Origin of the sequence: Methylocystis sp. WRRC1, assembly GCF_020733155.1 — a bacterium.
Lineage (GTDB): Bacteria > Pseudomonadota > Alphaproteobacteria > Rhizobiales > Beijerinckiaceae > Methylocystis.
In genome coordinates this window covers 879,370-891,655 of sequence record NZ_JAJFZJ010000001.1, presented here as the reverse complement: position 1 = coordinate 891,655, position 12,286 = coordinate 879,370, and the positions used below count along the sequence as shown (strand labels likewise).

Here is a 12,286-nt window from a genome sequence, read left to right as displayed (position 1 = left end):
ACAGGCCCGCCCGCGTCCATTAAATAGGTTTTCGGGCGGCCCTGAGTTCGGCCCCGGCGGAGCCAGCGAATATGAAATGGGAAGATTTACAGACATCCGAGAACATTGAGGACCGCCGCGGCCAGGAAGGACCGATGGTCGCCGGAGGACCCGGCATGGGCGCGGGCGGCATCGGCCTCGGCACAATGGTCATACTGGGCATCATCGGCTGGGCGCTGGGCGTCAATCCCGCCATTCTCATCGGCGGCGCCGAGATGCTGAACAAGATGCGCGGGCCCAGCCAGGTCACGCGTCAGGAGGCGCCGCGCGGGGAGCAGGGCGCGCCAACGGATCAGCTGGGCCTCTTCGTCTCCAAGGTGCTGGGCTCCAACGAGGAAGTCTGGTCGGAGGTGCTGCCTCGGCAGAAGGGCATCCAGTTCCAGCCGCCGCGTCTCGTCCTCTTCGACGGCGTCACCAGCTCGCGTTGCGGCATGGCGCAGTCGGCGATGGGTCCTTTCTATTGCCCGATCGACCAGCGCATCTATCTCGACACCTCCTTCTTTCGGGACATGAAACAGCGCTTCGGCGGCGGCGGCGATTTTGCTTACGCTTACGTCATCTCGCATGAGATGGGGCATCACATCGAGAACCTGCTCGGCATCCTGCCCAAGGTGCAGCGCGCCCAGGCTCGCGCCTCAAGTCGCGCGGAGGCCAACAACCTCTCCGTGCGCGTGGAGCTGATGGCGGACTGCCTCGCGGGCGTCTGGGCCAATAACGGCAATGCGCGCCGGCAGTTCCTCGAGGAAGGCGACATCGAAAAGGCGGTCGCCGCCGCTCAGGCGATCGGCGACGATCGTCTGCAGAAAGCCCAGCGCGGCTATGTCGTGCCCGACAGCTTCACGCACGGCTCATCGGCGCAACGCACGCAATATCTGCTGAAGGGCCTTCAGACCGGCAGCATCGACGCCTGCAACACTTTCGCGCGTTGAGGCTCTAGAAAATGCGGCGGGCGCGGGTCGTCAGATCCACGCCCGCCATTTTTTTTGTCAGCCGCGCAAGATCGGACGAGGCGGCGCCGCGAAGGTCGCTTCTGCGGGCGATGATTCCGACAGGCGCCGCGAGCTGCGGCGCAACTCGTGTGAGCAACGAATTCGGCGCCGCGCGAAGGACGAGCGGGCGCTTGTGATCGCCATAGGCGAAATTGTCCTGCACTTCATCGATGAAGCCGCGTTCGACAGCATAACCCGCGAGCATCAGCAGGACATCGTCATGTCGCGCGAGCGTGAGCGCTTGCGCCAGCCCCTCGTCCGGGCGCGACGTCTCGACGAGCGCGCAGCCCGCGTCATCGGCGATCCGGCCAAATCCGCGCTCCGGCGCCCCGACGAGAACGGCGTCGGCGACAAGCCCCTGAACGCAGGCTTCGACAAGCGACCCGAGACTGCGGGCCACGGAGTCGCCGCGCAGCGGCTGCGCAGGCGGGTCATAGGCGAGAAGGATAGCCGTCAGCATGAGCCGCACACATAGCGTAAAGCTTGGCGCGACGGAATGCGGCGCCAAATATTGAGGCGTTTCCGTCATTCTCGCGGCGCCGCCCATTGCGCCGGGCGTCGCCTTCGGTCACCATCCGGCTCATGCCGTATGGTCCTTTTCCTCTCGAGCTTCTCACGACAGAGCAGATGGCGCGCGCCGATCGCCTGACGATCGAAAGCGGCGTGCCCGGCATGGCGCTGATGGAGAAGGCGGCGGCGGCGCTGGCGCGCGTCACCAGCCAGATCCTGCAGCGCACGAGCGGCCGTCGCGTGCTGGTGCTTTGCGGGCCGGGCAATAACGGCGGTGACGGTTATGTCGCGGCGCGGCTGCTTCGCGGGCAGCGCTACAAGGTGCGCGTCGCGTCTCTTGTGCCGCCGAATCAGCTGCGCGGCGACGCGGCGCGGGCGGCGGCGGGCTGGGTCGGCGAGGTGATTCCTGCGCAGGACTGCGATTTCACCGGGGTCGATCTGGTGATCGACGCGCTGTTCGGCACCGGCCTCGCCCGTGATCTCGATCCCGAGGCGCAGGCGCTGGTGAAGCGGCTGAACCAGTGGCGCCGCGAGACGAAGCAGAATGTCGTCAGCGTGGATATTCCGAGCGGCGTCGACGGCACGACCGGCGCGATTCGCGGCGCCGCCGTCGAGGCCGACGCAACCGTAACCTTCTTTCGCGTGAAGACTGGCCATTTGCTGCTGCCGGGCCGTTCGCGCTGCGGAGCGCTGACCTGCGCCCATATCGGCATCCGCTCCTCGGCGCTCGCGACGATCGACGTCAAGACCTTCGTGAACATGCCGGCGCTCTGGCAGCAGGAACTGCCGCTGCCGCAGATCGAGGGCCACAAATATTCGCGCGGCCACGCGCTCGTGGTTTCCGGCGGCGCCTCCTTCACCGGCGCGGCGCGGCTTTCCGCGGCGGCGGCCTTGCGCGCAGGCGCCGGGCTCGTCACGCTCGCGAGCCCGACCGAGGCGCTCGCGGTCAACGCCAGCGCGCTCACATCGGTCATGGTGCGTCCGGCGGATGGCGCGAAGGGCCTTGCGGCCGTGCTGTCGGACGAGCGCAAGAACGCCGTGGCGATCGGTCCCGGCCTCGGCGTGAGCGAGGAAAGCTGCCGGCAGGTCGAGACGGCGCTCACGCCGCAGGCCTATCGCCGCGCCGCGGTGCTCGACGCCGACGCGTTGACGAGTTTCGCTGACGATCCTTTCCGTCTTTGGCGCGCGACGCGCGCGGCGCCCGGACCCGTTGTGATGACGCCTCACGCCGGAGAATTCGGACGCCTCTTTTCCGAGTGCGACAGTGATCGCGCCCTTCGCTCGAAGCTCGACAAGGCGCGCGATGCGGCGCGCGTGAGCGGTGCGGTCGTCCTTTACAAGGGGCCCGACACGGTCGTCGCGGCGCCGGACGGACGCGTCTCCATCCTGCCCTGGGCGACGCCGTGGCTCGCCACCGCGGGCTCGGGCGACGTGCTGACCGGAATTATCGCGGGCCTTCTTGCGCAACGCATGGATGCTTTTGCAGCAGCGTCCTGCGCCGCCTGGATGCACGCGCGCGCCGCAGAAATCTTCGGCCCGGGATTGATTGCGGACGACATCACCGCGACCCTGCCGATGGTGTGGCGCGAACTGCAGGGAAAGCAGCTGCGCTACTGTCCGCGCTCATCAAGCGAAAGCTGTGTGGCGTAATTCAAATAGTTCAGAGTGGACCTATAGAATCAACGATTTGGCTCTTGAGACGACGCCACGTTTCTGCAATGTTTCCGAACCGTGTAAATATGGCGCCCGAGGCCCGCTGACACGTGGCAAAGCCGGAGGCGAGCATAAGCGACGCTTCCAGTCGCAATGCTGTAACATTCGGGGGGCACGTCGCCTTGCGGCTGCGCCGTGAGCATAAACTTGATGGGCTTCAAATGAAATCACACGAGAGACTGCTGCTCGAAAACAAGGCCTGGGCCGAAGAAAAAAAGCTGCGCGAGCCTGACTTTTTCGAGCGGTTGGCTGCCGATCAGAAGCCCGAATTTCTGTGGATCGGCTGCGCCGACAGCCGCGTGCCGGCCGACATCATCGTGAATGCGGAGCCGGGCGAAATCTTCGCTCATCGCAATATCGCCAATCAGGTGATCGCGACGGATTTCAACAGCCTCAGCGTCATTCAATATGCGGTGCAGGTGTTGAAGGTTCAGCACATCATCGTCTGCGGCCATTACAATTGCGGCGGCGTGAAAGCCGCGCTCGACCGCCAGCGTCCGGATCTGGTGCTGCTCAACAAATGGTTGATGCACATCAAGGACATCTACCGGATGCATCGCGCGGAGATCGACGCTCTGGACACGTCCGTCGAAAAGGCCAATCGGCTCGTCGAACTGAACGTGATCGAACAGGTGCGCCGCCTGTCGCACACTTCCATCGTGCAGACCGCCTGGAAGAACGACCAGCGTCCAATGCTTCACGGCTGGGTCTATGGGCTGGATGACGGCGTGCTGCAGCAATTGGTGACGCTTCCGGCTGGAAGCGACGTCGACATCATCTACCAGCAATACGACGTCGACGGCTTCTGATCGGCGGGACTGGCGGCAAGACCCTCAACAGGAGTGCGTGAGCGTGCTGAAGAAGCATTTCGACTATTACCTGCGTTACCTCGACCATGACATTCCGGCGGGCGTCGTCGTGTTTCTGGTTGCGTTGCCGCTTTGCCTCGGCATCGCCGTGGCGTCTGGGGCGCCGCCTTTCGCCGGCGTCATCGCCGGAATCGTGGGCGGCCTGATCGTATCGGTCGTCAGCGGGTCCCAGCTCAGCGTCTCCGGCCCCGCGGCCGGCCTGACCGTGATCGTGGCCGTCGCGATCGAGAAATTCGGATACGACGGCGTGCTTCTCGCCGTCGCGATTTCCGGCATTTTCCAGCTTGCGATGGGTTTTCTCGGCGCCGGCCTGATCGGCGCCTATTTTCCGTCCGCCGTCATCAAGGGAATGCTGGCGGCGATCGGCCTCATCCTCATCATGAAGCAGTTGCCGCATGCGGTCGGGTACGACGCGGATGCGGAAAGCGATCTTTCATTCGTCGAGGACGACAAGGGCGCGACATTCTCATTCGTGTGGGAGTCGCTGAAGGCCGTCTCGCCCGGCGCGACGATCGTGGCGCTCGCGTCCATGGCCATCCTGCTTTTCTGGGAAACGTCCCGGATCAAGAAACATCGCGTCCTCTCGCTCGTGCCGGGTCCGCTCGTCGCCGTCATCTTCGGTGTGACATATAACGCGGTCGCGCAGGCGCTCCTGCCGTCTCTCGCGGTTGCGTCGCAACATCTCGTTACTCTGCCGATGATTTCGGGGCCGATCGATTTCGCTCATCAGCTCAAATTTCCTGATTTTGGCCGGCTGACCGATCCTCAAATTTACGTTACCGGGGCGACGCTGGCCCTTGTGGGCAGCCTGGAAACACTGCTCAGCCTGGAGGCGGCGGACAAGCTCGATCCGCTCAAGCGAACGGCCCCGACCAATCAGGAGCTGAAGGCGCAGGGCGTCGGCAATTTCGTCAGCGGAATGATCGGCGGCCTGCCGATCACGGCGGTGATCGTGCGCAGTTCGGCCAATATCAACGCGGGCGCGCATACCAAAGTGGCCTGCATGGTCCATGGCTGGCTGCTGATGCTGAGCGTGATGTTTCTGGCGACTGTGCTCAACATGATCCCGCTCGCCTGCCTTGCTGCGGTGCTGCTGCTCACCGGTTACAAGCTCGCGAAGCCGAAGCTGGTGAAGGAGCAATATGAAAAGGGCTTCAATCAGTTCGCGCCCTTCGCCGTCACCATCGCCGCGATCCTTGTCACGGATCTTCTGAAGGGCATGGCGATCGGCATGGCGGTGGGCCTGTTCTTCGTGCTGCGGGCGAATTATCATTCGGCCTTCACGCTGACGCGCGACGGCAAGAATAATCTGCTCCGGCTGCAGAAGGACGTTTCCTTCCTCAACAAGGCGCCGCTGCGCACCTATCTCGAGAGCATCGACGAAGACAGCTATCTGATGATCGACGGCTCGCGTGCGACCTTCATCGATCAGGATATCATGGAGACGCTCGAGGATTTCATCAAAGCCGCGAGCGACAAGAACATCCGCGTCGAATTGAAAAACGTGCGCGGTCTGACGCCTAACAACAATGGCCTCGTCGCCGCATGACCTGCCAACTTTCCCGGGCGAGCGCATTTACGCCGCTCGCCCGGGGAACGTCATTTCAAATATCGAGCGTCATTTCCTGTCCATCTCGTGAAGCTCCGAACGGGCGAAATCACAGGCCGCGAAATCCGGATCGAGCTTGCAGGCCCTGCGAAAATAGCGGCGCGCCAGAAGCCTGTCCTTGCGCGACATTGCGCAAATGCGCCGCGTGATTGGCGCCGCCGGACGCCTCTACTGCTTTATGGCGCGAAACCCTCGAAAACGATCTGATCGGTCCATTGTCTCGCGCGTCCGGCCTGTTCGCGCGAGCGCACGGTCCAGGTCGTAACCGGAATATGGAGACCTTCGCGCGCGAGTAGCGGAATAGCGTGCGGCATGTCGGCGACATTCCATGAAATGAAGTCGGGGCGGGTGCGGGAATAATGCAGAAAATGTGTCAGCTCGGCGCGCTGCGCCGCTGTCAGCGCAGGCCAGTCGTCTTGATCATAACGCGCCTCGGCGACCATGCCGAGAGGTATATGTGAGACGCCGAGCGCTTCGGCGTTTTCGCGCAAGAATGCCATGGGCTCGGGATCGAAGCTTTCGACGGCGACCGGCCCATGATAATGCGCGAGCAGGGCGGCCGCCCGCCGCGCCGCGGTCAGATCGCCATCGAAGTCGCTCTTGATCTCGACGACGAGCGGCGTGTTGCCGCCGATCGCTGCGAGGAAGTCGGCGAGACGCGGGATCTTTTCGCTGGAGCCGCGCAAGGCGATCCGCGCCAAGGCGTCGGCCGTGAAATCGCAGACCCTGCCGGCGCTTTCGGTCAGTCGCTCAAGGCTCTCATCGTGGAAGACCACGAGCTCGCCGTCCTTCGTGCGCTGGACGTCGCACTCTATGGCGTAACCTGCGGCGACCGCCGAGCGCGCAGCGGCGATCGAATTTTCGATGATTCCCCGCGCCGTGTCGTGCAAGCCGCGATGCGCAACGGGTCGCGCGGCGATCCATGCGTGGTTGCGCGCGTTCACGCGAGGATCTCGAAAATCCCTTCGACTTCGACAGCGGCGTCGAGCGGAAGTTGCGCCACGCCGACAGCGAAACGCGCATGCCTGCCATTGTCGCCGAGGACGGCGGCGAAGAGATCGGAGGCGCCGTTGACGACCTGCGGCACCGATCCGAAATCCGGCGCACAATTGACATAGCCGCCAATGCGCACCGCGCGTAGCCGGGCGAGATCGCCGACCGCGGCGTCGGCCTGCGCCAGAACATTGAGCGCCGCCTGGCGCGCCGCCGCCTGTCCGGCTTCGAGAGAGACGCCTGCGCCGAGCTTGCCTTTGTGGGCGGGGTCGATCCCGCCGGCGCCTATCGGCAACTGCCCGGATACGAACAGCAGGTTTCCCGCGCGCGAACAGGGAACATAATTGGCGACCGGAGCCGCCGCAGCTGGCAAGGTCAGCCCGAGGGCGGCGAGCCGCGCGAGCGGCGTGGTTTCCGATGCAGTCGTCATGCCTGGCGCGCCCCCCATCTACAAAATCATTTGCTCCATGCCGGCCACGACCCTAATTTCGTCGCGCGCGCGACGCAATGGCTGCGCGCGCAGGCCCCAGGCGCGCGTTCGCCGCATCGAGACGAGTTCCATGATCCTTTTTCGCGCGTTTGCCGCCGGCGCCTGCGCACTGACGCTTCTGCCGCTTCCTCTCGCGAAGGCGGAGACGCAGGTTCCGCTTGCGTCGCATCGCGCGGTTTACGATCTGACCCTGGCGAAAGGCTCGGGCGCCAAGGCGCCGGCGCAGGCGCGCGGGCGAATCGCCTTCGATTTCTCCGGCTCGGCCTGTGACGGATACGTGCAGAATTTCCGCCAGATCACCGAACTTCAGCCCGCTGAGGGGGCCGCGAAACTCTCCGACATGCGTTCGGCGACCTTCGAAGCGCCGGACGGCGCGGATTATCGCTTCAAGATCGAAACAAAGGTCGACAACTCGTCCACCGAGGCGATCGACGGCAAGGCGCAGAAAACAAAGAATTCGGGCATTTCGATAGACATCGCCAAGCCCAAACGCGCTCATTTGCAGATCGATGGGCCGACGCTGTTTCCGACGGAACATCTGCGCCGCGTAATCGCCGCCGCGCGCGCTGGAGAAACGCTGATCGAGGCCCGCGTCTATGACGGCACCGGCGAGGGCGACAAGGCTTTCGACACATTGACGCTCATCGGCAAGCCGATCGGGGCGCCCGCGCAGGAGAAGGCCGCGCAGGCGGACGCGCTCAAGGGCATGGCGCGCTGGCCGGTGGCGGTTTCCTATTTCGAGCCCGGAAAACGCGACGGCCAGCCCATTTACGTTCTGTCATTCGACCTCTACGAGAACGGGGTGTCGCGCGCCCTGAAGCTCGATTACGGGGACTTCGTCCTGAAGGGCGAGATGAGCGAGTTGACAATCTCGCCGACGCCGCCCTGCAAGAAATGACGCGCCCGGCGCGTCGTACGCAGTAAAGTGCAGTATTAATGTCGACATGAGCCGTATTTATCTGGTCTCGTAGTTTTCCGTAAAGCCTTGTCTGCTAACCGTGACGTTCGAGACGGGCGCGCGTGGTTCGGCGCGCCCTTTGCGAAGGCGCATGCGATGACGACGATTGCATCATATCTTTCCATCGCCAATGATCTCGGCAGGTGGCGGTCGATCACCGCCAAGGCGCCGGACGTTGCGCTCGAGACGAAATATTTCAAGGAGAATATCGGCAAGGCGACGTCGATAGAGGCCTTTCTCAAGGATAGACGCCTGTTCAACTACGCCATGAAGGCCTTTGGTCTCGGCGACAGAACATTTGCGATCGGCCTGATGCGCAAGGTGATGGAGCAAGGCGTCGATGATCCCAAGGCGCTCGCGAGAACGCTCAACAACCCGAACATCCTCGCTTTCGCCAAGGCATTCGATTTCTCGGCCAAGGGCGCCGGCGTTCCTTCCGCCACACTCATCCAGGATGTCACCGCCCGTTTCGTCGAGCAGGCGATGCAGGCCGAGCAGGGCAAGCGGAATCCGGGCGTGGAGCTTGCTCTCTATTTCCGCGAAAAGGCGCCGGGCCTGACCAGCATTTATGGCGTTCTCGCCGACAAGAAGCTGGTGCAGGTCGTGCAGACCGCGCTCGACATTTCGCCGAGAACCTCCGCGCAGAATATCGATACGCAGGCGCGGCTACTGAAAGCCAAGGTGAACGTCGAGGACTTCAAGGACCCCAAGAAGCTAACCGCCTTCATCGCGCGTTTTTCGGCGATGTACGACATGCAGAATCAGGGAACGGTATCGTCGGCGACGGCGTCGTCAAACGCCATTCTCTACGGCGCCTCGCTGCTCGGGTCGGATGGGCCGGTCGGCGTCGATTTCAGCCTCATCCTGCGACTGCAGAACGCCAACCGGCTAATGTAGCTTCAGCGTGAAAAATACGCGCGCAGGCGATGAAGCATCGAACGCGGGCGCCAGAACATCACGCCGTGAATCTCGAGCCTTTGCGCCGCGAAGGGCGCAGCAGGGGGGACCGCAAGCAATGTGCGGTCCTCGGCAAAGCTCATGAGACGCGCTTCATTGTCCGGCATGGAGATTTCCACTTCGCCGTGAACTGAAATGACGCGCGACGTGTAATGAAGCAGCACCAGATTCCTTACGATCTCTTGCATCCGGGAGCAGGGATTCTTGCGATAGGTCCCGCTCTGCGCGCGAATGAGATAAACGCCGCTCGTTTCGGTCGATTGCAGCATCAATCCGACAAGTCGTCCGTCACCTGTCCAGAAGCTCGCGCCGCCGCGCGCGATGTCGAGAAAAGGCCCGGCGAATACGCGCGTCGTGAGAGGCCGCAAATGACAGGGGCCCTGCGTGCGCGCCTGCGTCGCGTCGACGTAATCGAAACGCGGCGATTCGACGGAGATCCGCCGCGGGGTCGAGGCGCCCGCGCCGATCGACGCCAGCAGGGCTTCCGCGACGCGCGCGGAAGCCGCCGGCGTGAGATGGTTCTCGTCCTGGTAGTCCGCTTTCGTCAATTCGTCGTTGAAGATTTCGTTGAGCCAAAGACAGGGCGCGCCCGCGCGCCGCGCCGCCGCCATGTAAAGCGGCTGCACGCGCGCGAGCGCTTTACGCGATTCTCGTGGGCCGTCGGGCCGGGGTTCGAGGCAGAGAAACAGCAAGGGAAGACGCGCGTCCGCGCAGAGATTCACGATCGCGTCGAGCGTATCGAAGATCAGCGGCTCCCTGAGAACGCCGGCATCGACCAGAAGCACATCGTTGAGGCAATATTCGAAGACGACAAGGTCCGGAAGAGCGGCGCCCTCGCGCAGATGCTTCAGCAGCGCCATGAGGCCGTAAAGCGAACCCACCGCGCCGAGGAATCTGTTTTCCACGACATGCGCACCCGCCCGCATCTGCAGTTGCGTGGCCCAGCCGTCCCTCAGGCCCGCATTGGAGCCGCCGAGCAGGAGAATGTTCATGCCCTTCGGAGGCTGTTCGGCGGCCGATGGGCTCGCGCAATCCCCCTGGCTCGGGCACTGCGTTTTTTCTTGCTGAACCGTGTTCCGCATCCGCCGATTTCCTGCGCCTCCCGTGAAAGTCGCCGGCGTCTTTCACGCCGCTGCGGCCCGCCCTGCGGCGGACGACACCGCGGCGACCGCGCGGGCGGCGACGGACTTAATGCATGGTTTTTGGTGACTGCAAAGCTGGGACATTCGAGCAATCGTTCGCATGGGGCGTCGAATTGACGCGCGAACGGCGCGAATGCTGCGGCGGGTGGAACTGTCCGTTCACTTTCCGGGAAGGTTAAAAATATGAGAAATGCAGAAATATTTTGTGACGGCGGAGACTAAACAATGTCCAACCACGTCTCCGCCGTCACCGGATATGGCGACCGCAGGCTGGAGTCGCCACAACGTCTTTATCGACGAATATCCTGAACCCTCGGCTGTAGAAGCTTAAACCCTGAATATATTTTTGTTTACGTATTTCTAGCGGAATATCTGAGCTGCCTGATGCATAACGACAAGAAAAAACGCCAATATTGCGACAACAAACCCGACTGCTTTGAACATAGAAGTCCCGCTATGTTGGATCATTTCATTGTCCCTCATGCTTGGGTTACGGTAAAGATGCAAGTCAAAGCTAATGATATTTGGATTTATGAAAAGCGCCAAAATTGAAAAAAGCGAGGGGACCAGTGACCGGCGCTAAAATCGGAGCCAATAACCAGAGCGTAGGCATGGTATGCAAGGATTGATTATAGAACACAGCCTCGTGTCACTCGAATACATGCGCTCAGCTTTCGTCTCGTTGTGCCAGCGTTTTTCGATCGTGGCCGGACGGGAGCCGCAGCGTCCCGAGCGTCGCATCTCCGCGCCTTCCGAAGCCCGCTGATATTGGAATTTCAAATTCGTGATCTAAGCTCCGGAAAATTGGCGTTTCGCCACGGTTAGAAGCAGCGACAAAGAACCGCTTTGAAGCGCAACCGGCGTTCCATCAATAATGCCTTCAAGGAAAGAAGATGCGGTCGACTGAACACTACGTCATGACGATAGAGGGTTTGCAGGCGTTGATAGACGCGTTGCAACGCCGCGGGCGCCGCGTGATCGGCCCGACGCTTCGCGACAAAGTCATCGCATATGACGACATTGCCGCTGTCGATGATCTCCCCGCCGGCTTCACCGACGATCAGGACGCGGGCCGCTATCACCTGACGCGCCGCGACGACGGCGCATTGTTCGGCTATGCGGTCGGTCCGCACTCGTGGAAGAGTTTTCTCCATCCGCCGAAGCTGCGTCTTTGGCGGGCCGAAAGAAACGGCGATCAGGTCAAGGTCGAGCCGGCCGAGAATGCGGCGCAGGAACTGGCGTTCATCGGCGTTCGCGCCTGTGAACTTCACGCAATCGCCATTCAGGACCGGGTGATGCTGGGCGGCGAATATGTCGACCCGGATTATCGTGCGCGACGCGAGGGCGCTTTTCTTGTGGCGGTGAATTGTGGGAAGGCGGGAGGCTCCTGTTTCTGCACCTCCATGGGAACGGGGCCGGAAGTCGACGGCGGTTTCGATCTCGCCCTTACGGAACTCATCTCCGAAGACGGACATTCATTTGTGATCGAAGCCGGTTCGCAGGCGGGGCGGGAGATTCTTGAGGAATTGCCTAATCGTCCCGCGAGTGCGGCGGAAGTCGCCGCGGCGCGGGCCGTTGTTCAGCGGACCGCGGCGAACATGGGACGCGAAATGCCCACGGTCGACCTGCATCAGCTCCTCTCGCGCAATCTCCAACATCCGCGTTGGAACGAGGTTGCGGAGCGCTGTCTCTCCTGCGCCAATTGCACAATGGCGTGTCCTACCTGTTTCTGCACGTCGGTCGATGAAGTCAGCGATCTGAAAGGCGTTGAATCCGCACGCGAGCGGCGATGGGATTCCTGTTTTACGATGGATTTTTCATATATCCATGGTGGAAGCGTCCGTTCTAGCGTTGCGGCGAGATATCGCCAATGGATGACGCACAAGCTTTCGACATGGTTCGACCAGTTTGGTTCCTCCGGATGTGTCGGATGTGGCCGTTGCATCACATGGTGTCCGGTGGGGATCGATATTACCGAAGAAGCGCACGCAATCCACGATAGTGAGCAAATTTGAGG

At 62.3% G+C, this 12,286-nt stretch carries 11 protein-coding genes; 7 read left to right on the top strand and 4 right to left on the bottom strand.

The window, feature by feature from the left end; all coding sequences use genetic code 11:
• Positions 1–71: 71 nt before the first annotated feature.
• Entirely contained in the window at positions 72–968 is an 897-nt protein-coding gene (locus LG047_RS04430; RefSeq protein ID WP_036282632.1) for a neutral zinc metallopeptidase, read from the top strand.
• A 4-nt stretch (positions 969–972) separates the two neighbouring features.
• Here LG047_RS04430 and LG047_RS04425 read toward each other — a convergent pair whose 3' ends face one another.
• Positions 973–1,557, bottom strand: coding sequence for a transposase (locus tag LG047_RS04425; protein ID WP_227965701.1), 585 nt, complete (start codon positions 1,555–1,557; stop codon positions 973–975).
• A gap of 53 nt (positions 1,558–1,610) precedes the next feature.
• Between LG047_RS04425 and LG047_RS04420 the strand changes: the two genes are divergently transcribed.
• The 3 genes from LG047_RS04420 to LG047_RS04410 all read left to right on the top strand — a co-directional run bounded on the left by LG047_RS04420 (position 1,611) and on the right by LG047_RS04410 (position 5,669).
• Positions 1,611–3,188 (top strand): NAD(P)H-hydrate dehydratase, encoded by a 1,578-nt coding sequence (locus LG047_RS04420; protein ID WP_227968430.1) that lies wholly within the window; start codon positions 1,611–1,613, stop codon positions 3,186–3,188.
• A gap of 224 nt (positions 3,189–3,412) precedes the next feature.
• Complete coding sequence (locus LG047_RS04415; RefSeq protein ID WP_227965700.1) at positions 3,413–4,060, top strand: carbonic anhydrase; 648 nt, start codon at positions 3,413–3,415, stop codon at positions 4,058–4,060.
• 43 nt (positions 4,061–4,103) lie between these two features.
• Positions 4,104–5,669, top strand: a complete 1,566-nt coding sequence (locus LG047_RS04410; RefSeq protein WP_227965699.1) for a SulP family inorganic anion transporter — start codon at positions 4,104–4,106, stop codon at positions 5,667–5,669.
• A gap of 236 nt (positions 5,670–5,905) precedes the next feature.
• Here the strand turns inward: LG047_RS04410 and LG047_RS04405 are convergent, their stop codons facing one another.
• Together LG047_RS04405 and LG047_RS04400 are read right to left on the bottom strand one after the other, a co-directional pair.
• The gene (locus LG047_RS04405) at positions 5,906–6,673 is read right to left on the bottom strand and encodes a glycerophosphodiester phosphodiesterase family protein (RefSeq protein WP_227965697.1); all 768 of its coding nucleotides are present in this window, start codon (positions 6,671–6,673) and stop codon (positions 5,906–5,908) included.
• Entirely contained in the window at positions 6,670–7,152 is a 483-nt protein-coding gene (locus LG047_RS04400; RefSeq protein ID WP_036287560.1) for a RidA family protein, read from the bottom strand. The genes LG047_RS04405 and LG047_RS04400 overlap by 4 nt, the downstream gene beginning before the upstream one ends.
• 130 nt (positions 7,153–7,282) lie before the next feature.
• Between LG047_RS04400 and LG047_RS04395 the strand changes: the two genes are divergently transcribed.
• Both LG047_RS04395 and LG047_RS04390 read left to right on the top strand, forming a co-directional pair.
• Complete coding sequence (locus LG047_RS04395; protein ID WP_227965696.1) at positions 7,283–8,110, top strand: cell envelope integrity EipB family protein; 828 nt, start codon at positions 7,283–7,285, stop codon at positions 8,108–8,110.
• A 156-nt stretch (positions 8,111–8,266) separates the two neighbouring features.
• Complete coding sequence (locus LG047_RS04390) at positions 8,267–9,067, top strand: DUF1217 domain-containing protein (RefSeq protein ID WP_227965694.1); 801 nt, start codon at positions 8,267–8,269, stop codon at positions 9,065–9,067.
• A 2-nt stretch (positions 9,068–9,069) separates the two neighbouring features.
• Here LG047_RS04390 and LG047_RS04385 read toward each other — a convergent pair whose 3' ends face one another.
• Positions 9,070–10,119, bottom strand: coding sequence for an SGNH/GDSL hydrolase family protein (locus tag LG047_RS04385; protein ID WP_227965692.1), 1,050 nt, complete (start codon positions 10,117–10,119; stop codon positions 9,070–9,072).
• Between the two features lie 1,043 nt (positions 10,120–11,162).
• On the opposite strand from LG047_RS04385, the gene LG047_RS04380 reads away from it, so the two are divergent.
• Positions 11,163–12,284 carry a 4Fe-4S dicluster domain-containing protein gene (locus tag LG047_RS04380; protein ID WP_227965690.1) on the top strand — a complete coding sequence of 374 codons (1,122 nt, stop codon included), beginning with the start codon at positions 11,163–11,165 and terminating at the stop codon, positions 12,282–12,284.
• The last annotated feature ends 2 nt before the right edge of the window (positions 12,285–12,286 follow it).

Excerpts from the sequence above, each read along its gene's own strand:
- LG047_RS04400 (WP_036287560.1), bottom strand. The coding sequence starts at position 7,152 with ATGACGACTGCATCGGAAACCACGCCGCTCGCGCGGCTCGCCGCCCTC.
- LG047_RS04380 (WP_227965690.1), top strand. The coding sequence starts at position 11,163 with ATGCGGTCGACTGAACACTACGTCATGACGATAGAGGGTTTGCAGGCG.
- LG047_RS04420 (WP_227968430.1), top strand. The coding sequence starts at position 1,611 with ATGCCGTATGGTCCTTTTCCTCTCGAGCTTCTCACGACAGAGCAGATG.
- LG047_RS04390 (WP_227965694.1), top strand. The coding sequence starts at position 8,267 with ATGACGACGATTGCATCATATCTTTCCATCGCCAATGATCTCGGCAGG.
- LG047_RS04430 (WP_036282632.1), top strand. The coding sequence starts at position 72 with ATGAAATGGGAAGATTTACAGACATCCGAGAACATTGAGGACCGCCGC.
- LG047_RS04385 (WP_227965692.1), bottom strand. The coding sequence starts at position 10,119 with ATGAACATTCTCCTGCTCGGCGGCTCCAATGCGGGCCTGAGGGACGGC.
- LG047_RS04415 (WP_227965700.1), top strand. The coding sequence starts at position 3,413 with ATGAAATCACACGAGAGACTGCTGCTCGAAAACAAGGCCTGGGCCGAA.
- LG047_RS04425 (WP_227965701.1), bottom strand. The coding sequence starts at position 1,557 with ATGACGGAAACGCCTCAATATTTGGCGCCGCATTCCGTCGCGCCAAGC.
- LG047_RS04395 (WP_227965696.1), top strand. The coding sequence starts at position 7,283 with ATGATCCTTTTTCGCGCGTTTGCCGCCGGCGCCTGCGCACTGACGCTT.